This window comes from Bacteroidetes Order II. bacterium (assembly GCA_016788705.1).
Classification (GTDB): domain Bacteria; phylum Bacteroidota; class Rhodothermia; order Rhodothermales; family UBA2364; genus UBA2364.
In genome coordinates, this window is sequence record JAEUSQ010000057.1 from 54,409 (window position 1) to 76,988 (window position 22,580).

General features: G+C 48.0%; 20 protein-coding genes and 1 tRNA gene. 9 read left to right on the forward strand and 12 right to left on the reverse strand.

All coding sequences use genetic code 11. The features are described 5' to 3' along the window. Positions 1 to 72: 72 nt before the first annotated feature. The 5 genes from JNN12_14825 to thiL all read right to left on the reverse strand — a co-directional run bounded on the left by JNN12_14825 (position 73) and on the right by thiL (position 3,906). A tRNA-Ile gene (locus tag JNN12_14825) sits at positions 73 to 145 on the reverse strand. 113 nt (positions 146 to 258) lie between these two features. Continuing rightward, the gene (gene menC, locus JNN12_14830) at positions 259 to 1,290 is read right to left on the reverse strand and encodes an o-succinylbenzoate synthase (protein ID MBL7979610.1); all 1,032 of its coding nucleotides are present in this window, start codon (positions 1,288 to 1,290) and stop codon (positions 259 to 261) included. A gap of 21 nt (positions 1,291 to 1,311) precedes the next feature. Then, positions 1,312 to 2,190, reverse strand: a complete 879-nt coding sequence (locus tag JNN12_14835) for a 1,4-dihydroxy-2-naphthoate polyprenyltransferase (GenBank protein MBL7979611.1) — start codon at positions 2,188 to 2,190, stop codon at positions 1,312 to 1,314. A gap of 24 nt (positions 2,191 to 2,214) precedes the next feature. Then, entirely contained in the window at positions 2,215 to 2,868 is a 654-nt protein-coding gene (locus JNN12_14840) for a hypothetical protein (protein MBL7979612.1), read from the reverse strand. 9 nt (positions 2,869 to 2,877) lie between these two features. After that, positions 2,878 to 3,906 carry a thiamine-phosphate kinase gene (gene thiL / locus JNN12_14845; protein ID MBL7979613.1) on the reverse strand — a complete coding sequence of 343 codons (1,029 nt, stop codon included), beginning with the start codon at positions 3,904 to 3,906 and terminating at the stop codon, positions 2,878 to 2,880. A 310-nt stretch (positions 3,907 to 4,216) separates the two neighbouring features. Between thiL and JNN12_14850 the strand changes: the two genes are divergently transcribed. From JNN12_14850 to JNN12_14865, 4 genes are read left to right on the forward strand one after another with little or no spacing between them, the layout of a single operon-like run. Continuing rightward, entirely contained in the window at positions 4,217 to 4,540 is a 324-nt protein-coding gene (locus tag JNN12_14850) for a winged helix-turn-helix transcriptional regulator (GenBank protein ID MBL7979614.1), read from the forward strand. 4 nt (positions 4,541 to 4,544) lie between these two features. Next, positions 4,545 to 5,012: an SRPBCC domain-containing protein gene (locus JNN12_14855; protein ID MBL7979615.1), complete on the forward strand. Its 468-nt coding sequence runs from the start codon at positions 4,545 to 4,547 to the stop codon at positions 5,010 to 5,012. Positions 5,013 to 5,014: 2 nt separating this feature from the next. Then, the gene (locus JNN12_14860) at positions 5,015 to 5,422 is read left to right on the forward strand and encodes a DoxX family protein (GenBank protein ID MBL7979616.1); all 408 of its coding nucleotides are present in this window, start codon (positions 5,015 to 5,017) and stop codon (positions 5,420 to 5,422) included. 22 nt (positions 5,423 to 5,444) lie between these two features. Further along, the gene (locus JNN12_14865; protein MBL7979617.1) at positions 5,445 to 6,032 is read left to right on the forward strand and encodes a DUF1801 domain-containing protein; all 588 of its coding nucleotides are present in this window, start codon (positions 5,445 to 5,447) and stop codon (positions 6,030 to 6,032) included. 100 nt (positions 6,033 to 6,132) lie between these two features. Here JNN12_14865 and JNN12_14870 read toward each other — a convergent pair whose 3' ends face one another. The 3 genes from JNN12_14870 to JNN12_14880 all read right to left on the reverse strand — a co-directional run bounded on the left by JNN12_14870 (position 6,133) and on the right by JNN12_14880 (position 9,800). Further along, positions 6,133 to 7,038 (reverse strand): cation transporter, encoded by a 906-nt coding sequence (locus tag JNN12_14870; protein MBL7979618.1) that lies wholly within the window; start codon positions 7,036 to 7,038, stop codon positions 6,133 to 6,135. A 5-nt stretch (positions 7,039 to 7,043) separates the two neighbouring features. Next, entirely contained in the window at positions 7,044 to 8,921 is a 1,878-nt protein-coding gene (locus tag JNN12_14875; protein ID MBL7979619.1) for an NAD-binding protein, read from the reverse strand. Positions 8,922 to 9,068: 147 nt separating this feature from the next. Further along, positions 9,069 to 9,800: a YARHG domain-containing protein gene (locus tag JNN12_14880; protein ID MBL7979620.1), complete on the reverse strand. Its 732-nt coding sequence runs from the start codon at positions 9,798 to 9,800 to the stop codon at positions 9,069 to 9,071. A gap of 29 nt (positions 9,801 to 9,829) precedes the next feature. Between JNN12_14880 and JNN12_14885 the strand changes: the two genes are divergently transcribed. From JNN12_14885 to JNN12_14900, 4 genes are all read left to right on the forward strand, one after another. Further along, on the forward strand, positions 9,830 to 10,555 hold the full coding sequence (locus JNN12_14885) for a DUF2306 domain-containing protein (protein ID MBL7979621.1): 726 nt from the start codon (positions 9,830 to 9,832) through the stop codon (positions 10,553 to 10,555). Between the two features lie 8 nt (positions 10,556 to 10,563). Then, positions 10,564 to 11,739 (forward strand): FAD-binding oxidoreductase, encoded by a 1,176-nt coding sequence (locus tag JNN12_14890; protein MBL7979622.1) that lies wholly within the window; start codon positions 10,564 to 10,566, stop codon positions 11,737 to 11,739. A gap of 898 nt (positions 11,740 to 12,637) precedes the next feature. Beyond that, positions 12,638 to 13,303 (forward strand): malate:quinone oxidoreductase, encoded by a 666-nt coding sequence (locus JNN12_14895; protein MBL7979623.1) that lies wholly within the window; start codon positions 12,638 to 12,640, stop codon positions 13,301 to 13,303. A 159-nt stretch (positions 13,304 to 13,462) separates the two neighbouring features. Continuing rightward, positions 13,463 to 14,992, forward strand: a complete 1,530-nt coding sequence (locus JNN12_14900; GenBank protein MBL7979624.1) for a family 10 glycosylhydrolase — start codon at positions 13,463 to 13,465, stop codon at positions 14,990 to 14,992. Here the strand turns inward: JNN12_14900 and tilS are convergent. Beyond that, positions 14,982 to 16,367, reverse strand: a complete 1,386-nt coding sequence (gene tilS, locus JNN12_14905) for a tRNA lysidine(34) synthetase TilS (protein ID MBL7979625.1) — start codon at positions 16,365 to 16,367, stop codon at positions 14,982 to 14,984. The two genes, JNN12_14900 and tilS, sit on opposite strands and share 11 nt — an antisense overlap. Positions 16,368 to 16,448: 81 nt before the next feature. Next, on the reverse strand, positions 16,449 to 18,497 hold the full coding sequence (locus JNN12_14910; protein MBL7979626.1) for a WD40 repeat domain-containing protein: 2,049 nt from the start codon (positions 18,495 to 18,497) through the stop codon (positions 16,449 to 16,451). 309 nt (positions 18,498 to 18,806) lie between these two features. Here JNN12_14910 and miaB point away from each other — a divergent pair, with 309 nt between their 5' ends. Then, positions 18,807 to 20,249 (forward strand): tRNA (N6-isopentenyl adenosine(37)-C2)-methylthiotransferase MiaB, encoded by a 1,443-nt coding sequence (gene miaB / locus JNN12_14915; GenBank protein ID MBL7979627.1) that lies wholly within the window; start codon positions 18,807 to 18,809, stop codon positions 20,247 to 20,249. Positions 20,250 to 20,343: 94 nt separating this feature from the next. Here the strand turns inward: miaB and trpS are convergent, their stop codons facing one another. After that, the gene (trpS, locus tag JNN12_14920) at positions 20,344 to 21,354 is read right to left on the reverse strand and encodes a tryptophan--tRNA ligase (GenBank protein MBL7979628.1); all 1,011 of its coding nucleotides are present in this window, start codon (positions 21,352 to 21,354) and stop codon (positions 20,344 to 20,346) included. Between the two features lie 67 nt (positions 21,355 to 21,421). Then, entirely contained in the window at positions 21,422 to 22,510 is a 1,089-nt protein-coding gene (locus JNN12_14925) for a calcium/sodium antiporter (protein ID MBL7979629.1), read from the reverse strand. Between the last annotated feature and the right edge of the window lie 70 nt (positions 22,511 to 22,580).

The following is a 22,580-nucleotide window of genomic DNA, read 5'->3' on the forward strand; positions in this document are numbered from 1 at the left end:
TGGGAAGAAACAAGCAATAGCTAAAAAGAGAAAAGACGTTCCAAACCAGATTAGAACGCCTCTTTCAGGGGGTGGGCCCGGAGGGATTTGAACCCCCGACCAAGGGATTATGAGTCCCCTGCTCTAACCGCTGAGCTACAGGCCCGCAAGTCTTGTAAAATACGGTAGCAGTCCCCAAAAAACAAAGGGATTTTCTTTAAGCCGTCGTAAAAACGTATTTTTTTCATCTCTTGTAAGCCCTAAAACGAACCCAATGGTTTAGCCTAAGTGGAAGAGTTCCAATTTTTCGACCTCCACGCAATGTGAGCGATCCAAAGACTCCTCTAAGTCCACTACAGGAGCATCCAGCGAAAGCCTTGGGCGTAAAACATCCTCCCGAAGCCAATTGTACGTATCCAACCCGATCGGGGTATCGGGCGAGCCAATATAGGAGGCGAGGGCCAACAAGGCTTGTATGCCCACTCCACTTTCAAACGAAGAAGAAAGTACGACCGGAAGACCACTTTCCAAATACCACGAGGCGGGGCGTACCGAGAGCATAGGTTTATAGATGAGGACTGCCGGACGGAAAGAGGTTTGTTGTAGTTTGTCCCATGCGCGGTCGCGTAAACTCTCGTCTAATGCAATGGGCATTCCCGTCAAACGTGCAAATTCCGGTAGATGTCGGCTGCTCTTGAGTGGCTCTTCGATGTACTCGATGGGGACACCGTGCAGTTGTTCCGCAAACAATAGGGCCTCTTTTAAAGTCCAGGCACGGTTGGCATCCAAGCGTAAAGCACATCCTTCGCCCATGATTGCTGCCACCCGACGTACCAAGGCCGCATCTTGTGCTGGTTTTCCGATCCCTACTTTTACCTTTACCGCTTGGTACCCTTGTTCTGCGGCTTGTTCCGCACGATGCACACACGCCTCCGGCAACCCGGTCAAAAGCATCGTGAGTCGTACTGTTTTTCGTGCGGTATTATAACGAGGAAGGCCATTTTTTTGGGATTGAAGGTCTGAGAAAGCGGTATCCAGCCCAAACTTGACGGAAGGATACCAGTTTTTAAACGGAAGCGGCGGTGGATTGAGCCTGTTCTTTGTACGCAAATGCCCCAATTGCAACACGATTTCCGGAATGGTCTCGTGGCTGAATCCAGGCAGAGGGGCTGCCTCCCCCCAGCCTTCAAAGCCATCTGCATCGGTCAAGCGAAGCAACAAGCCTGTACGGGTTATTTGTAGTTGCCCGCCCATCCGAATCGGGGATGTGAACGGTATTTGGTAGCGAAACAGGGATAATTCTTGGAGCATAGGTATTGGATTTTGCAGAATTTAACGCAAAGCCCATCCAATACAAAACAGTAGGCTATATATAAGCAACAAACGGGCAGTAGCACCCAACCGTGGATTGAGCGCCACGCCATCTTCCCGAAACAGGGCGAGAATCAACGGGGTCGCTGGGATCAAAATCAGTAGTTCCAATAAAACAAACGGATGCTTTCCCTCGATCAGGTAAAGAACAATAGGCATGAGTATGGCAGTGACCACGCAGAGGGTGTACCATATATTTCCAAATGTGCGGCCAAAACGTACAATGAGGGTTTTTTTGTCGGCCTTGGCATCTTCGAGCATGTCTCGTCGGTTATTCACTACCAAAATTGCAACGGAAAGCAGACCTGGTCCTAAGCCCGCCAAAATGGGCCACAATGGCAGAACGAGTGCCTGCACGTAGTAGGTTCCCCCCACGGCTACCGGGCCAAAGAATACCAGTACAAAAAAATCTGCCAGTCCTGTATAGGCAAGGGCATAACGGCCTACCGTATAAGTGATTCCAGAAAAAATAGCGACAATGCCTAAAAGTAAAATGGGCCAACCGCCGCGATACACCAGATAAAGTCCCAAGAAGAAGGCCAGTGAAAAGGCCAAGATGGCGCCATTCCGAACGGCATTCGCGGATAAAAGTCCGGCTTGGGTGGCGCGCCTCGGACCTTTGCGTTCTGCGGTATCAGCCCCCTTAAAAAAATCAGCATAGTCGTTGGTCAGATTTGTCCCAATTTGGATCAAGACGGCACCGAGTGCTGCCACTATTGCGGAAGGGGCATGAAATAAACCATCAGACCATGCCATTGTCGTACCAATGAGTACGGGTGCCAAGGCAGCTGGAAGGGTTTTGGGGCGTATGGCTTCCCACCAAATATGGATAGGCGACATGTTTTTTTGGTTTAGGTCTATGGTTTACCAAAGGACCGCTCCGGCACGACGATCCATTTTATACAAGCCATACAGCTCTTCGCTGAGTGGCTCAAGGGGGGCTTTTTGATATATCCCGCCTTTTATCGGTTGCTTGGTCAGCAAGTGATTCCACGTTCGAATATAAAAGCGTATGGGTATTTCGGAGGCCTCTATATGTTCTTTTATCCGAACGTGTTTGGGCTGGGTAGCTTCATAAGCGGCATCAGCGGGTGCTGTTTCATAGACAACACCTGTTGGGCCTGCGCCCGATACCCTTATGGTCAACGCCTCTACATCGGCAACAGCTCCATAAAAAGCCCACCGCCACGCACGATAACAAAAGTCCACCAAGGCGATTGGATGGGTTTCGTCTTGCCAAACCGGGTGGTACGTAAAATAATACTGTCCTTTTTGTGCCTGTACCTGATACCAAACGGCCAAGAGCGGCTCGGTTGGCTTTTCTTTGGCCACATATATTTCAGGACGAAAGTTGGCAGCCCAAGCCGCTGCCGACTGTGTGCGCCCCATCAGATGAAGCGCCGCATCCGGTGCAACAACCGGAAAGGTGCGTGACCTTCCACCTGTAACGCGGGCAAGAACCCAAATACCAAATACCAAGAAAATACATACTCCTACAACCCAACGAAGCATACGCATAAGGATCGCTTAAAAATGTCGGAAGCCATTTGATGCGATGGGCATGGTACTACCGTCTTGTAATTCCAGATGGAGACCTTCCTCTGGATGGGTGATGGTTCCAATTACCGTAAAAAGAGTTTCGTCCAACAAGACGGCTTCATCCGGTGTTACCGTAAAGAGTACCTCGTAGTCATCCCCGCCGTAAAGGGCAAACGTTTCCGGATCTTCACCAAACTGCTCGGCCACTTCACGGGTCAGGATTTCGATGGGGACTTTTGCCATTTGTAGCAAAGCCCCCACGTTAGACCGCTCACAAAGATGGTTGATCTCGGAGGCAAGGCCATCAGAAACATCTATCGCAGCGGAAGGCACAATTTGATTTTCACGCCAGTTTCGAACCATATCCAAACGTGCTGTTGGAGAAAGCGATCGTTGAATTACGTAATCAAAAGCACTTAGATCAGGTGAATGACCCTCTCCTTTTGCCGCCTCAAACCGTTTTTTCTCTTCCAGCAATATCCGCAATCCAGCATAGGCTGCACCGACATCCCCAGTCACACACACCAAATCACCCGGACGTGCCCCGCTCCGATACGCTACTTGCGACGCTTCGGCCTCGCCAATCGCCGTAATAGAAATCACCAATTGTCTGGAAGCAGTGGTATCGCCACCAATCAGGTCCATTCCATACAAGGCACACGCCCGCTCCACCCCCTGATACAGGTCTTCCACCATCTCCACCGACATGTTGTGCGGAACCCCCAACGACATCGTGGCATACTGCGGTAGGGCATTCATTGCACAAACATCACTCGCATTTACCGATATGGCTTTGAAACCCAGATACCGTAATGGGTGGAACATGCGGTCAAAGTGAACATTTTCGATCAGCATATCGGAGGTCACCACGTGTACCCGCGAATCTGTAACCGGATACACAGCCGCGTCGTCACCGATGCCTTTCAGCAATGGGTTACGTGGCTTGCCCAGCAGTTCGCCAATGCGCTGTATAAGGCCAAATTCGCCCAAATCCGAAATAGGGGTGAAGTGCTGCATCTGTTTTATACTTTCCAAGGAGTTAACAAAGTTTGTAAAGTACGGTATTTAACGGCGTTGCGAGGTGAAATGACGTTGAGGTGCAGGACCATGTTCAAGGCGCCAATGGGGTGAATACTATAGTTCTGTGAGATCGTATCTATTATATCGTTTATAAACATAAAAACTATATTAACAAATACTTATATGATAAACTTTATTTCGATTATGCACTGATGTGCGCTTAAAATAATAAAATTTGCCGTGCTGGATATACATTCTTATGTTTGTAGTCAAATGACTTCACAATAAACTTAACAACGTCTTCATAATGAACTTAAGACGTGACGTATTCCAAGCTTTAGCAGACCCGACCAGAAGGGCTATCCTTTTGTTGCTCGGCTCGCAATCTATGACCGCAGGCGTAATTGCTTCCAACTTCGATACTGCAAGGCCGACCGTTTCAAAACACCTGCAAATTCTGACAGAGTACGAACTTCTGATACAAGAACAACAAGGACGGCAAATCTATTATCACCTAAATGCTAACAAAATGAAAGAAATTGCCGATTTCATAGAGCCGTTCAGAAAAATGTGGGATGATAGATTTGATAAATTGGAAAAAGTCATGAAGTCGCATCATGCAGCAAAATAACATAATGGAACAAAAAACAAAAATAAAGGCAGAAGACGGTAAACAAGAACTTTTGATAACCAGAATTTTTGATTTGCCCTTAGACCTCCTTTTTAAAGCTTTTACGGAACCTGAATTGATTGAGCAGTGGATGGGTAATAAAGTTTTAAAAATGGAAAATAAAGCCCATGGAAACTATCAGTTTGAAACCAAGGATACAAAAGGAAATATTGTATCTCGTGCGAATGGTAGCATTCACAAAATCATTCATAATCAAAATATAATACGTACCTTTGAAATGGAAAGCATGAATTTTCCCGTCCAACTTGAATTTCTAGATTTTAAATCAATAAATGATAAATTAAGTAAATTAGACATGAAAATCATTTTTAAATCAGTATCAGACAGAGATAACCTGCTAAAACTTCCTTTTGAAAAAGGGATCAACATGGCACACAATCAACTTGAAAAAGCAATCAAAAGAATCAAATAATCATGAGAAATAAAAATGTAATAATATATTGGGTAGCAACGATTTGGCTAAGTTTAGGCATGACGGTCACGGGTATTACACAACTATTTCAAATGGAAGAGGTCGTTCAAAACATGAACTCCTTGGGCTACCCCCCTTATTTTCTTACCATCATTGGTAGCTGGAAAATTGCGGGTATTATCGCCATTCTTATGCCTAAGTTTCTGTTGGTAAAAGAATGGGCGTATGCTGGCTTTTTTTTCTTGATGTCTGGAGCGATCTTTTCCCATCTCGCTATGGGAGATCCACTCACCGAGTATTTTGGGCCAGTACTTTTGCTAACCCTAACCATTATTTCTTGGTACTGGAGACCAAGTCACAAAAAAATACAATTAATCGAGGATGAAAATGACAACAAATCCACTCGTTGACAAATACATTGTTGACGGCTGTATGCAGTGCAAACTTGGTGCTACACCAGCTTGTAAAATTAACCATTGGCAAGAAGAAATAAAATTCTTAAGAAGCCTTATTCTTGGGTGCGGCTTGGTTGAAGATTTTAAATGGATGCACCCATGTTATACTTATCAAAATAAAAATATTGTTCTCTTGCATGTATTTAACAAGTATTGCGCCTTGTTATTTCCAAAGGGTGTGCTTTTAAGAGACGAAAGATCTATTTTGGTACAACAAACAGAAAATAGCCAAACTGCAAGGCAATTAAGATTCTCAGCTATTGAAGACATAAGAGAACTTGAAACTACTATCCGAGAGTACGTTTTAGAAGCAATCGAATTAGAGAAGGCAGGTATAAAACCTCAACTAAAAACAACAAACGATTTTGAAATAATAGATGAACTTAAAGATAAGTTTAATGAATTACCTGATTTTAAGAAAGCATTTTATACACTTACTCCAGGCAGACAAAGAGGATACTTGCTTTATTTTTCTCAACCTAAAAAAACAGCAACCCGGATATATAGGATTGAAAACCATATTGACAAAATACTTGATGGAAAAGGGTTAAATGATTTATTTTAGTATAAGCCTCTTGAAGGATTTTTTGTTGCGAAATGCGTCTAAAAAGTCAGCAGGGGATGAGCGCTCTCTTTGACAATGTGCCAACCCAAATTATGCCGTTTCAAAACGTGCGATCCAGTTCTTGGTCGTGCCAAGACGTTTCGTCTTCCAATGATTCTAAGTGGGTAAAGACCGTTACGGTTCCCAGTGCGCTGCGAACATCGGCCTCGATACGTTCCAAAAGTTGATGGCCGCGATGTACCGTCCACTCACCTGGTACGAGCACATGTACCGATACAAAGCGCCGCACACCGGATTGTCGGGTACGGAGGGCATGATATTGCGCGCCTTCATTTTTATAACGGTCTAAAATATCACAAACCATTCTTCGTTCGGCTTCGGGTAAGGCCGTATCCATCAGCCCAAGTGCCGCCCCGCGCACCAGTTGGTAGCCTGTCCAAAGGATATGCAGGGCCATGATCAGGCCAAGTACCGGATCCCACCAAACCTGTCCAGTTAGTTGCATCGCCAGTAAACCTACTATAACGCCCACCGTTGTCCATACGTCCGTAAGCAAGTGTTCACCATTTGCCTGAAGGGAGACCGACTCGTTTAGGCGGCCTACCCGAATGAGCCAAAGCCCCATTGCCAAATTGAGTGCCGTTGCGACTCCTGATAGTAAAAGCCCCAACGGAATGCTTTGAATGGGGTGTGGATAAACAAGGCGGTTCACCGATTCCCACAGGATGCTGAGGGCAGCCCCCATAATGAGCAAGCCCTCGGCACCACTAGAAAAGTATTCGGCCTTAAAGTGTCCATAGGCGTGGTCTTCATCTGGCGGTTTGGCTGCAAGAGCAATCATCCAAAGGGCAAGAGCAGCCCCAACGACATTGACCACGGACTCCAACGCATCAGAGAGCAGGCCCACCGATCCAGTCATAAGGTATGCCGTCAGTTTGAGCAAAATGGTCAGAACGGCAACGCCCAATGACCACCAGGCATAACGGGTGAGCGTGGTAGCAGCCATCTGGATCAATGATTCGCCAGCACGATCAGGGCGTCGTCTGGTTTTAGGTTAAGCCGTACCGTTTTCGGCGGATTCAACTGTATGCCAAATCCACGCGCTCGTTTTTCGGCATCCGCTTGTTTGCGCCAACCGATTGCAATTTCATTACGTGCTTTTGCGGCTTCTACTATAGTATAAAACGAAAGGTCTTTTTGGATCTCGACATACTCGGAGGCTGGTTTTAAATACAGTTCTGCACCGTCTGCATCAAAAAGGTCTTCAAATACCGCAGCAAGGGCTTTGTTTTCCGAAACCTGCGCAAGTACCAAGCTCACCAACTGATCGCTGATGATAAAATCGTCCACTTGGGTACTATCTGCCAGGCGTTGGTTCCGAACATCGCCCATTTCCGAGACAATAGCAAAGTTCTTCCCATGTTGTATGGCCAATTCGCGGAGGTGTAACAAAACTACAAGAGTACGGGCATCTGCTTCCTGAATGTCCATTTGGGTATCGCGCAAGACAAGGATATGATCAAAGACTTCGGGATGGATATTGTCCAGCACGGCCCGGTCGGTTGGGTCTGCCAGTACGCTTTGGACGACCTGTTTTGCAAGAGGCGGCAACGCGGGCAAAGGCTCACGATGTACTACGGTTGTATGTGATCCATCGCAAACATAAGCATCCAACTCTTTCATCGTTGCTTCAGCACGTTCATTCCAGCCCAAAATCAGGGTTTTTTCCGGTGTGGCTGGCACAGGTGTAAGTGGCCGAATCATTTCTGGTTGTATAAAGGGGTCACCGCTTTTCCGGATGGTGTCATCATCCAACGAGATGGCCACCAGTTCATCATTGGGTTGTATGATGGTCTTCATGTCGGGCAGTAGCCTCACTTTGCCATCTTGTTTTAGCCCAATAAGCGAAGATTTTTCAAAGAGTTGTAGCGCATCCCCGAAGGTAGATCCGGCGACGTGGTCCGCCCTTGAAAAATAAATTTCATCTCCGCCAAAATTCAGCAGATCCGTCAACACACTGGAAAGTCCCGTTTGCCGACAAGTTTGAACCGAGATACGCGTAACCAAGTCATCAAAAACCACCGTCTCGATTTCGTCGCCGCCCACCATTTCCAGAATGGTTCTATTGCGACGTTGCCGGAGTTCTGCAACAACATGATAGGGTTCTTTTTTGCGCTCCGGGTTGTTCAGAAGGGCCAAAACAGTTTTAATGACGTGTGCGTCGGGGTCATTGGCTTCATGAGGGGCAAGAATAATGATAGACCGTGCAGCATCCGGATTGACGATGCGTACATCGTCAAAATCAATCGGGCTTCCACTACGGCACACGATACGTGTATTCGCCACTTCTGGAACCCGCGCCCGTATTTCGTCTTCCATTTCCACCTTGTCGCGGTCCGACAAAATCACAATTGTCGGTTTTTTACGGTTTTTATTGGCCTCCACCAATTCCGTGATAATGGGAAAAATCAACGAGGACCAACCGTAGATAATGGTGTGTTCGTTTTCTACCACAAAAGAACGACCCTTCCTCAGATCCTCTAATTTGGATTCTAAACCACTGTTTAGCACCCCAATGAGGGCACTGAAGATAAAAATCCCTCCCAAGGTCACAAAGAGCATGAGAAACATCGCTGGCCAAGACCCCGTATCTCCTCCCATCGTCCCTGCGTCTATGGTGCGCATGAGGTTTTGCCAGATAATATGTGCCCAACCCATCCCTTCTTCGGCGGCCCACTCCGGACGGATGCCCAGAACGACAATGAGCGATGCGATTAGAATCATTACGGCAGAAAGTACACCAAGCCAAGCAATCAATGACCAAGCCCCTTTAGACATGGTGTTGTCAAACCAATATCGAAGTCTTTGTTTTACCGTTATTTTTGGCATGGGGTTAGGGGTAAAAAGATGAAACGATTCATGTACCGATAAACAGGCAGCGAGCTATAGTGTATAGACCAGCATGGCTTTAAAAGATGCTTTTACGGATAAAAAAAGTCCCCCTTCCGGAACCTGATACCTTTATTGGCTTCCTTGCTAACGGCCAAAGGAATCATAAAATTCCGCATTATACTTTTCATATTGTTTGAGCAAGGATTCGTTCTTTTTCTCGGTCTCGGTCAATAAGCCCCGAACATCGGTATTCCAAGGCATGTACCATTCTTGTTCGTCGAAGTGTGAACGCATATCTTTCATTTTGAAATTATAGCCATGTCGGGCATATATTTCGTTCCGCATGATACGCAATTCATCGGGCGGACGGTTTTCTACATCGGCTTGTTTTAAGATACGGGCCGATGTTTCCGGATAATTTCCGGCAGTTGCCACATAGGTGAACGTGCGTCGGGTGAGTTCATAAGTTTTGGCGGTTCCGCGCTTAAAGGGCGTCCATGTTCCAGTAATTTTATCGGGTGTGGTAGGATCTATCTTAAATTTAAAGATACCGTCATTGGGGTCGTCTCCGGGTTCACGACCTTCAAACTGGTACTCTTCCCCGATCTTGATCATGGTTCCGGAGAATGGACGATCGTTTCCGGCCACAATGCTGCGGCCTTTAAATTGCCCATTGTGTACCGAATCCACGACGATGGTGATTTTATTCGGGCCAAATTTCCCGGTCCAACTTCCAGTCAGATCGTCGGCCTGAGAAGCGGGTTGCGTTTCGGATTTAGGTTGTGTAGGTTGAAGTGAATTGCGTGTGCTGGGCGGATTACTGGTATCGGTACAAGACGCCACCAGAAATGCGAACAAGAACAATATTTTTTTCATGATGCTGTTTTGTTGAAGGTATTAAGGATATGTTAAACAAAGATCGTTTTTTACGAGAGCACCGCTTCATGGATAACCGAAAACGTAGGATGCTTTTCGGCAGTTTGTTGTTGGTTGTTCTCGCTTATTTTTCTTGGCTCATGCTGCGGATCACCCTGTCTTATCTTCCCATTCGGGATGATGCGGCATTTTTGATGATCAAGCCGGATTACATTCATATCACCCATTGGAAAATAGCATTTTTTATTCACGTTTTTACCAGTATGTTTGCTCTTGGAGCGGGTTTTTTGCAATTCTCACGGGCCATCATGCAAAAATGGAAACCACTCCACCGATGGGTAGGCCGTATCTATGTCTGGAATATCTTGTTCGTCACGGGGCCGGCCAGTTTGATAATGGCGTTTTATGCAAATGGTGGCTGGACGTCTCGGCTGGCCTTTATCATGCTTGCAGTACTGTGGTTGTTTACGACCGCTCGGGCGTGGCGCTCCGCCCGAAACGGCGCCTTCAAGGCCCACCAGAACTGGATGTACCGGAGCTATGCCCTTACGCTCTCTGCCCTTACTTTGCGTATATGGAAGTGGCTTATCGTGGCCCTTTTCGCCCCACCACCTATGGATATATATCGGATTGTGGCCTGGCTCGGATTTATTCCCAACCTTATATTGGCCGAGTGGCTGATCCGGAAAAACCCAATTGGAAGGGTGAAAAAAAATATCAAGAGCCCTTCTAAAAATATTACAAACATTGAATAAATAACAATATGCCTACTGTATCCATTTGGCAATCCACCTACCAAGCCCTTCCCAACATTCAGGCAGATGTCGTGATTATAGGTGCGGGGATTTCGGGTGTTGCGACCGCTTATTGGCTCCGCAAAACACGTCCGGCCTTGCGGGTTGTGGTTTTGGATGCCGGCGACATTGCGGCGGGGGCCAGTGGCCGAAACGCTGGTTTTTTGCTTCAGGGAACTGCCAATGACTATGCAACCGATGCGGCTAAATTGGGGCGGGAAGTCACCCGACACCTATGGCAGTTTACGTTAGAGAATATTGCCCTGATACAAGCCGAGACGGACCACACCGCCATTGCGTATCGGCAGACGGGTAGCTATGTGGCCGCCGGAACCCCCCAAGAGGCAGAATCTATCCAAGCTGCCGCAACATTGGCGCGTGAAGATGGTTTTGAAGGACAATGGCTTCCTCCCCAAATAGCCAATACCCGTATGAATGCTGATCGGTTTTATGGCGCCTTGTTTATTCCAGGAAACGGACGGGTACACAGCGTTAAACTGCTCCGTTACCTTGCCGAAAAAAGTGGGGCCAATTTCCTGCCGCACCACCCTGTAATGCGCTATGAAGTTATGGGAGAGGACATCGTCATCCATACGCCATTCAGGCAAATTTCTGCCCCTGTCTCGGTTTGGGCCATGAATGCGTGGATGCCACAACTTTTGCCAGAAACCGAACCATGGATTCAGCCAATTCGGGCACAAATGCTATCCACAGCCCCTTCGGCAGTGGAGCTTTGTCCAGCACCCATCTATAGCCATGAAGGCTACTTCTATTTACGCCAAGACGATGCGGGCGCCTTGCTCCTGGGGGGCGCACGACATTTACATTTAGCGGCAGAGGTGGGTTATGAAGACGTGATAAATCCACTACTTCAAGCAGACTTAGAGGCGTATCTCTGCAACTTCTTCCCCGCCTTCGGAACGCTTCGAGTATTGAACCGCTGGACGGGGACAATGGGCTTTTCTCCGGATCATGTGCCCTGTATTGGGCGGTTATCCGCACATACGCCTTCTTGGTGGGTGGGTGGGTATTCTGGTCATGGCATGAGTTACGGCTTTAGAATGGGTAAACTCATGGCCGAGTGTGCCTTGGAAGGTAGTACGCCAGAACTCCGCTATTTTGATGTTGGCCGATTTTCCGCTTAACCTTTGCCTCTAAACCATCTTGTGGTGCCGCAAAGGCGTTCATCAATAAATAACACCACTCAAATCATCCGAAGACGTTAATTGCTTATATGGAAAAAACCGATTTTTTGCTTATTGGTGGTGGGATCATGAGTGCAACCCTTGGGATGTTGGTACAGGAGTTTTGGCCGGATGCCCACATTCTGATGTTGGAAAAAATGCCCGAAGTGGCCCGTGAAAGTTCGGATGCATGGAATAATGCAGGAACCGGACACGCCGCTTATTGCGAACTCAACTACACACCGGCCAAGTCGGATGGTACCGTAGATCCTACCAAGGCCATCCATATTGCTACTTCGTTTGAATTGTCCAAAACCTTTTGGTCTTGTTGGGTAGAAAAGGGAAAGCTACCAGACCCCCAACGCTTCATTCGACGAGTACCCCACCACAGTTTCGTATGGAACAACCAAAATATTGCCTTCCTTAGACGACGGTACGAAGCACTAAAGCCTTCACCACTTTTTCGTGAGATGCAATATTCGGAAGACCGCCGTCAGATTTCCACTTGGATGCCTTTGCTCATGAATGGGCGTCAGAAAACACAAGCCGTGGCGGCAACCCGCATGGAACCTGGGACCGATGTGGATTTTGGCGCCCTGACGCGGGCGATGATCCAAACTTTACAGCGAAGCCATCAATTCACCCTCCGAACCGAACAAGAAGTACGTGATTTGGAGCAGACCTCGGACAACCGCTGGCAAGTGAAGGTGAAAGACCTCGCCAAAGACGAAACCAGGTTCGTATCGGCGAAATTCGTCTTTATTGGCGCCGGAGGTGGCTCTCTCCCCTTGTTAGACAAGTCGGGTATCCCCGAAGCGGATGGCTATGCCGGATTTCCCGTCGGAGGACAATGGCTACGGTGCAACAACCAAGAAGTCATAGACCGCCATTTTGCCAAAGCGTATGGGCAAGCAGAAGTTGGCGCACCGCCTATGTCGGTTCCTCACCTCGATACGCGCTTTATCGGGGCAAAAAAGCATTATTATTTGGCCCTTTTGCCGGTTTTTCCACCAAGTTTCTAAAATATGGCTCATACTTCGACTTACCCCTTTCTGTGGAATTAGACAATTTTATACCACTCCTCGCGGTCGGGTGGCACGAATTTGACTTGACGAAGTACTTGGTGGAGCAGGTGACACAATCTTTTGAAGCACGTATTCAGGCGTTGCGGGCATATTTTCCGGAAGCAATGCCAAGCGATTGGGAGGTCGAAATTGCAGGGCAGCGCGTCCAAATCATCAAGCGTGACGCCGAAAAAGGAGGGATTTTGGCGTTTGGAACCGAAGTGATTGCAGCGCACGATGGCTCTTTGGCCGCTTTGCTTGGTGCCTCACCAGGTGCTTCCACCTCCGTTAAAATCATGTTGGACGTGCTGCAAAAATGTTTTCCCGCACAATGGGCCACGGCCGCCACCCAAACGAAACTTAGGGCCATTTCCCCGTGGTGGGGCACCGCCCTCCATCAAGACCTCCAAACCTGTAACCGTGTCCGTGCTTCTACTACGGCAATTTTGCAATTAAGGTGATGCGTGATGGTTCATTACGTAAATCAATTTGAGAAAAAGGCCCTAAACCGTTGTTCACCACAAAATTGGTTCGTATGTTAATAAGACTAAAAACGGTTTTTTTCCGTCTTCCGTTTCCGCGTTTGTGACCTCTTCTTGTCAACTTTTATTGGTGTCAACATGAACCTTCGGTCTAAGTTCTTCTTGGGTCTATCTGCCATGCTCATGCTTTCGGCTTGTAAAACCCCCAAACTACCCAATTATGCGTTACCTGTACCCGTTCCACAGCGCGAATTTCGGGCGGCATGGATTGTTACGGTGGATAATATTGATTGGCCGTCCAAACGAGGATTACCGGTTGACCAACAAAAAGGAGAGTTAGTCGCCTTGTTGGACCGCGCCCAGGAGTTGAACATGAATGCCATTATTTTTCAAGTACGGCCTTCGGCAGATGCACTCTATGACTCTCCCTTGGAACCGTGGTCGGAATACCTGACCGGGCAGCAAGGCAAGGCCCCAGAACCATACTACGACCCCCTGGCATTTGCCATCGAAGAAGCCCATAAGCGGGGCTTAGAGCTACATGCTTGGTTCAATCCCTATCGTGCTTGGCATCCTGCTGCCAAAGGAACCCCGGCTCACGATCACATTACCCTCATGCAACCAGACTGGGTGCGCACTTATGGCGCCTATAAGTGGATGGACCCCGGGCACCCGGAAGCCGCTGCCTTCTCTAAAAATGTAATGATGGATGTGGTAACCCGCTACGACGTAGATGGCATCCATATGGATGATTATTTTTATCCTTATCCCATTACTGAAAATGGCCGTGAAGTGGACTTCCCCGATGCCCAGACGTTTGCACGCTATGGGGCAGGCCGTTCGAAAGCAGATTGGCGGCGCGATAATGTGGATCGGTTTATCGAATCGCTGTACCGCGAAATCAAAAAAGCAAAACCTTGGGTTAAGTTTGGCATTAGTCCATTTGGGATCTGGCGGCCTGGTTTTCCGGAACAAATCAAAGGATTTGACCAATACGACAAATTGTATGCAGATGCGAAACTGTGGCTTAACCAAGGATGGTTAGATTATTTTACCCCACAACTCTATTGGCCCATAGACAAGGTGGAGCAAAGCTATCCGGTCTTGCTTCGGTGGTGGATCAGCGAAAACACGCATAATCGCCACATTTGGCCAGGCAATTATACCAGTAAGGTGATAGACCCCGATGCCACCAAACGCTGGGATCCCACCGAGTTGGTCAATCAAGTGAAGGTAACACAAGACCAAACTGGTGCCGGGGGCAATGTCCATTTCAGCATGAAGTCTTTGATGGCCTCGAATAGTGTATTGGGCGAACGCTTGCACAGGGAAGTATATCGCTATAAAACCTTGGTTCCGGCTTCCCCGTGGCTGGGAGAAAACCCAAAAGAGAAACCAGCCCTCAAAATCCGAAAGCAGAAAAAGCAACGTTGGGTGCAGCTGGGTTTTGAAGCACAAGAAAACAATACTCCACCCGCTGCACCGACCCAATGGATTATCCGAACGCTTTATGGAAATCGGTGGGAGATGAATTTGATACCGGGCGGACAAAAAGAGTATCGTTTAGAAGCGCTCCACGGCCTTCAGAAGCCGGATTGGGTGGTGGTTTCGGCACTGAGCCGAACGGGTGTAGAAGGTCCGCAAACAGCAAAACGCATCAAGAAGTAACGGATGGAAGCCAACGTAGGCGTAAAACCTGTTTTGTTTGCGGGGTAATTCGCGCAGATTCACAAGGCCGTTGGCCCAAAACTGCCCAGATTTCCGATCCGGCAAGGAATACAGGGACGTGCTTTCGTTGTGCCGCAGGTACTTTCGCATCGGTCAAAAAGTCGCTAATTTTTTTGGCATGGCCTTGCATACCAAAGGGCCTAAAGTGATCACCAATGGCCCACGCCCGGATATAGAACCCCATGTTCTTGGGAGGTGCAGCCCATATTTCAGTATTTGGGTCGCGGTTTCGCAGGAGTTCTTCAGGGTCATCGGTATATAAAAGATCCACTTCAAAGACCCCCCAAGGGGTTTCACATGGCATACCGGGCCTCAATTGAAACGTTTCGGATGAAACAGGCACCTCTTTCATAAATAGGATTGTTTCCCGATCACGCCAAATGACCGCGTCCGGTAGGATCAACCTCATGCCTGGCTGTGAAGTCAAGAGCAGATCAATCCTACCCAACAAATCACGGGTCTGCGATGCCATTGGCAACCACCGTTTGAGTGCTTCTAAATACAACCGTTTTCGCCAAACAACAGGCAAATCATGCAGGTTCTTTAGGCGAAGCGCATTTCCATCACCCTGGATGGCCTCAAAAAGCGTACTGAGCTTGTCATAAAAATCATGATCCAAATACCCTCTTAGGTCATTCGCGGTAGCCACTATATGGCTTATGGCCTTATCCCCAAAGTCTTTTCTTATGATGCGCATCAACCGTTGTCGTACCACGTTCCGGCGATATTTTAGGTGGTGGTTAGAGGTGTCTTCACGCCAGATTAGTTTGTTTTCACGGGCATATTGAATGAGTTCTCTTTTCCGATAAGACAATAAGGGACGGATAATCCAAACACCAACCTCTTTCGAAAAAGGCCGTTTCGGAGGCATTCCGGCCAACCCTTCGATTCCAGTACCCCGCAATAAATTAAGCAGCATGGTCTCCGCTTGATCGTCTGCATGATGGGCGACAGCAACAAACGAAGCACCAACAGCATGGGCAATGCGTGCAAAGACCTCATACCGCAGTGAACGGGCAAACGCTTGTAAAGAATCCCCGCTGGGTGTTATATGTGCTGTGTCAAAAACTTCTACATGACACGCAATGCCCAAGTCTCGACAATATTCCTGAACAAACACAGCGTCGGCTTCCGACGCTTCTCCACGCAAGCGATAGTTGATATGGACGGCAGTAACGGTATAACCATATGTAACAAGGGCATGTGCCAGTACCACAGAATCCAGCCCGCCACTTAATCCCAGAACAATATGTTGCGGCGGCGACCCTACGGACAAGCGGGCCATATGTTCCAAAAAATGAGGAAGTTGTTGCATATCAGTAAAAAGAGGGCATACGATAATATAAAACATGTACCCACTTCTGGATACTTCAAACAACCTGCCCCAGTCTTTCGATTACGGTTTTAGCACCGTTTGCAACAAATCGGTTTGGAGCCTATCTTTTTGACGGACTGAAAAAGGTTCTATTCGTCCTTCCACGGTCCAATACAGTGGGCGGGCATCCAATTGATCGTTGTGCGTCACTTTTCCGGCAGCAGTAGAGACTACCCAATTTTTCTGATCCAGCGTAGTCAGTTCGAGCGCAATATTGCCAGAGCCAATTTCCCAAATACGCGCAATACCATCCATAGTGCCCGTCAGCAAGTGATCTCCATCTGGCGAAAAAGTGGCAATGGTAATCCCAGGCATCGAAAGTTGGGCTTCTTCCTCTCCGGAAGTACGCCATACTTGTGTATTTCCAAAGGTATCAACCGTCAAAAAAGTCGCACCATTGGGAGCAAAACGCACAATCGTGATGGGATGTGCCGCTTTAATCTGGGCCGTCTGAGTACCCGTCTGCGCATCCCATACCAAAGCGGTTCCGTCTCGGCTTCCGGTTACCACCTTGGTACCATCTTCCGAGAAATCAATGTCTAAGATATTGGCTTTATGCCCTTTTAGTTTGTGACGGATCGCGCCCGATTGCACCTCTAAGATCACCGCATCCCGTTCTGAGAGGCTGGCAGCCAAGACGTCTCCCTTTCCGGAAAAGGCTATATGATTGGCCGGACTGGCCTTTTTGCCTAAGCGCCTACGGAGCATACCAGAAGCGGCTACATACAGCGAGACGGTTCCGTCTGTTTCGCCAAATGCCACCTGCGATCCATCCGGCGAAACCGCACCCGCTGCAAGTTTGAATTTATTGATCTGCCCAAAGGTTTGAATCTTTCGTCCACTACGGGTATCCCAAAGAACAGCCGTATCGTTGAGGCCGGAAACCAATACCGCGCTTCCATCAGACGAAAAATGCGCCACACCCGTATTACCACTTCCTAATTGTACCGAGTTTGCACCGCTGGCTGCCTGCCAAGTGGTGAGCACATGATCAAGACGGAAAATCAGGGCCTTTTTCTGGTCTGGTGTAAATGCAACACCTGTAACTAAGGAATGCGGATGACCTAATTGCCCCGTCTCTTTACCCGTCTCAACCGACCAAAGCCGGACGGTTTGATCGCCCCCTGCCGTTGCGACATATCGCCCTTTAGGATCAAAAGCCACTGCCCAAATGCGTCCCGTATGTCCTTCCAATTTATGGCGTTCCACCCCATCCGACGTACGGAAAATACGGGCCGATTTATCGCTATTTGCGGCAATCATGTATTGTCCGTCTTTAGAAAAATCCAAGGATTCCCAACCACTCCAATTAACCGAAATCGGCGCCAAGGCTTGGACGGTATCGCCCCGAACCCGCCACCGCATAATGGTTCGGTCGGCACTTGCCGAGGCAATCAAGTTTTCTGTGGGACTAAATATAGCATCCCATACCTCAGATTTATGGCTTTTATAGGTCAGTACTTTTTGACCCGTTGCCACCTCCCACACCAGAGCGGTACCGTCTAAACTGGCCGTGACCACTTGTTTACTGTCTTTGGAAAACGACACAGACTCTACAAAATCGGTATGGCCTTTCAGCGTATGCTGCAACGTACCGGCAGCATCCCAAATACGGGCACTTCCGTCTTCACTGGCCGAGGCAAACCGGGTTCCGTCTGGTGCAAATTCCAGATCTAATACCCCACTGCCATGCGCCTCGAAGCATTTTTCTTGTACGCCTGTTTCCAACTTCCACGCACAGATTTTACGGTCTTCGCCACCTGTCAGCGCGGTTTTTCCATCAGGTGAGACCGCCGTTGCAATGACTGCACCCTCGTGCCCAATAAACCGCCATATTTCTTTACGGCTACTTACATCCCAGTATCGCGCCGTATAATCGGCACTTCCTGTCAAGAGGTGCTCCCCATCGGGCGAGGCCGCCATAGAAAGGACCGCTTCGGCATGGCCCCAAGAGGTCATCAGCCGTGGCTCCGAGAGGTCAATTCCGCCAGGTGCAACCGAATCCCGATTACAGGCAGTTAGAGACAATAACAAGAAGATAGCGACAAACAGGGTTGTTTTAGTGTACATGATGGGGTGGTTGAAGGTTTGGTTAGCGGGCATTTTACAGCGTTCTGGAAGACAATTCAAGCCCTTTTGTCACGAATTTTGGCTTGGTGATGATTTTTATGGACTTGTGGTCTATTCAGAATAAGACACTGGCTTTTTTAGACAATATTCAATTCGTACCTTAGTCCAATTTATAGGCAAGCCCATTCCCAATAAGCGCCCATAGCGAATTCTGACCTTATTCGTGCTTTTCCACGACTATGGGTCTTGCGATCACAGCATAATGATGGTAGCTTTTATGTTCCTTATACAAACCTTACCCTCAAAACCATGAATCTGATCCAAGACTTGGATGTACTGGATAACCTCGATGCCCCCAAAGTGGCCCCAGAATCAGCGGGAACGAATGGCCGCAAACTCTATTTAGAAACCTATGGCTGCCAAATGAACGTAGCGGACTCCGAGGTGGTGGCCGCTGTTTTGCAGGAGGGTGGATTTGGCCTGACGAGTGATCCCATGCAGGCGGATGTGGTTTTGCTCAACACCTGTGCCATTCGTGAGAATGCCGAGCAAAAGGTTCGTCAACGGTTAGGCGTATTACGTGCCAAAAAGCGTAAAGAAAATCCAGATTTGCTTATTGGTGTTTTGGGTTGTATGGCCGAGCGATTGCGCCATAAACTCTTAGAAGAAGAGAAATTGGTGGATTTAGTAGTGGGGCCAGATGCCTACCGAGACCTACCACGCCTTATCGGAGAACGTGACCTCAACGGGCAGGCTGCGGTGAATGTCCAACTCTCTAAAGAAGAAACCTATGCCGATATTGCACCCGTCCGCTACGACTCGAACGGTATCTCGGCATTCGTTTCCATCATGCGAGGATGTAACAACATGTGTTCGTTCTGTGTGGTTCCGTTCACACGCGGACGCGAACGAAGCCGACCCGTAACCAGTATCCTTGCAGAATGTGCCGATTTGTTGGAACGCGGGTATAAAGAGGTGACCGTCTTGGGGCAAAATGTCAACTCTTATCACTTCGAGCAAGATGGAACGGTGGTCTCGTTTGCAGAATTATTGTACCGCATCAGTTTGTTATCGCCAGAGTTGCGGATTCGATATTCTACCAGCCACCCTAAAGATTGCTCAGACGATCTATTGCATGTTCATGCAGAACGACATAACATCTGTAATTACATACATTTACCTGTACAGCATGGTAATACAGAAATGCTACGCAGAATGCGTAGAACGTATTCCAAAGAGCAGTATTTGGAATTGGTGGAAAAAGCATACCGCATTGTGCCCAATCTTTCGCTCTCTACCGACATTATTGCAGGTTTTTGTGGTGAAACCGAGGAAGAACACCGCGACACCCTTTCCTTGCTGACGAAAGTACGGTACGATCATGCCTATATGTTCATGTATTCCGAACGTCCGGGAACGTATGCTGCCCGGAAATACGAAGATGACATCCCCGAAACTGTAAAAAAACGCCGCCTTTCCGAAATCATAGACCTACAAACGAGGATTGCCGCCGAGAAAAACCGTGCCGATGTAGGCAGCCTGCAAACCATTTTGGTGGAAGGAACTTCCAAAAGACGGACAGACCAGCTCTTTGGCCGAACCGATGCGAATAAGGTGGTGATCTTCGATGCACACGACTATCAACCCGGACAGTACGTTCAAGTGCGCATCACGGGAAGTACCTCGGCCACTCTTTTGGGCGAGCCATTAGGCGTAACCACCCTCGCCGAGTCTGTCTTGCAAGTGGTATAAGGCAGCCCCTCAACAAGATTCGGCTGTCAGTAAGTTCCCAAACCTTTCGTACCTCTACTTTGATGGCTGCTCTCGGTGTTGGACTTCATGCACCTTAGACCCGCATGAATCCTACAGCCTCCCGCACTTTTACCATATGGGCTTCGGCGGCTTGGGTAGCATTCCGTGCCCCTTCACGGAGTACATCACGTACAAAATCCGGATTTTGGGCTAAGTCTCGGCGTTTTTCACGCGCTTCGCCAAAATAGTCGTTCATCAGCCCCAAGAGTTCTTTTTTTGCATGGCCATAGCCATAGCCACCCGCCCGATACGCTGCGGCAATTTCTTCCTGCTTTTCTGGAGAAGCAAACAACCGGATCATGGCAAAAACGTTGTCCGTTTCGGGGTTTTTAGGATCTTCCAGCGGTGTGGAATCCGTAACAATACTCATCACTTTCTTTTTGAGTACGTTCCCTTCGTCAAAAATACCAATGGTGTTCCCATAGCTTTTAGACATCTTTCGACTATCCAGTCCGGGCACAACCGCCACATCTTCCAAAATATAGGCCTCCGGCATCGGGAAAATTGGGTTTTCGGGCGCAAACATCCGATTAAAACGTTCTGCCGTGTCACGACAAATTTCAATGTTTTGCTTTTGGTCTTGCCCAACAGGAACCAGCGTGCCACCATATATCAAAATGTCCGCTGCCTGCAAAATAGGATAGGTAAATAACCCTGCATTAGGGGAAAGACCATTGGCAATTTTATCTTTATAAGCCACCCCCTTCTCTAAGAGCGAAACAGGGGTAAGACACAAGAATATCCAAGTCAATTCACCCAATTGTGGTACATCGGATTGTAGAAATAAGTTTGCTTTGGCCGGATCTAAGCCCAAGGCCAGATAATCCAAGGCCACGTCAAAGCTATATTGTGCCAATTCCTCACGGTTGTTTACCGTTGTAAGGGCATGGTAGTTCACAATAAAAAAATAGCCACCATACTGATTGCCCAAAGCAATGTTTTGGCGGAGCGCACCAAAATAATTCCCAATGTGCAAAATGCCACTTGGCTGAATTCCGGATGTTAGAACGGGGGTTTTCATACAGTTTTTCGTAAAATAAACCATTACCCCAAACAGGTCTGGAGAAAGAAAGATTTCTCACCAATGGTCTAATTCTTTATAAAATAATGCCTTAAGACGCCTCGGTACGCCGTTCTTTGATACCACCTACCAAATACCAGACCAAGGTCAGTACCGTAAAAGGCAACACGAAATACCACATGGCGGTGCTGAAGGTGGAAAGGGCATCGTGCTTGGTGTGTGCCAAAACCAGATAAAGCGTATAGGCAATATAATAAAAGAAGAACAAGGCTCCCCTAAAACGGGTAATCTCCAAGCCTTTGAAGAAAATAGGGAAGCAAGCGACCGAAATCGCAAGCATCACTGGTATATCAAAGGCGATAGCCGCATTGGAAACATTGATGGGTTGTGGTGAAACCAAGCCAGAAATCCCCAAAACAGTTAGGATGTTGAAGATATTACTGCCAACCACGTTTCCGACGGCAATGTCGCGCTCCCTTTTTAAGGCTGCAGCAACCGACGTGGCGACTTCCGGCAAAGAGGTTCCAATGGCCACAATGGTCAGGCCGATGATCAACTCCGAGACCCCCAGTGTACGGGCAATGGTAACCGCCGAGTCCACCAACCAGTTAGAACCCAAAACCAGCATCACCAATCCCAAAACAATCCACCCTATATTAACCGCCGTCCCTGTTCGTGGGGCTTGCGATAACTCCGCCTCAAACTCTTGTTCTAAGGCACTTCTTTTCTCTTTTCGGCTTAGGTAAATCTGAAACCACGTATAGAAGAATGCACCAAGTGCCAAAATACCTGCTTCCCATTTGGCCAATTGCCCATCTAACACAAATAGGAAAAATAAAAAAGCCGTAGAGATCATCACGGGCACATCAATCCGAATGAGTTGTGTGTGTACGACCAATGGAACAATAATGGCAGACAAACCCAATATAAACAAAATGTTAAAGATATTACTTCCTACCACATTTCCCACGCCTAAGTCGGCCTGTCCCGCCCACGCCGCTTGGGTACTAACTGCCAACTCTGGTGCGCTAGTTCCATAAGAGACCACCGTAAGACCAATAATAATGGGCGAAATCCCCAAGGCAAGCGCCAAACGGGAGGCGCCTTTTACCAATGCGTCTGCGCCCAGTACCAAGAGGACCAAGCCGCCAATCAAAAACAAAAAAGTAAAAACCGTCATAGAAAATAAAGGGTTAATGGACTACCTAAACGCCCTTTATACGCACCTCGAGTGTGGGAGGTGCCATCTA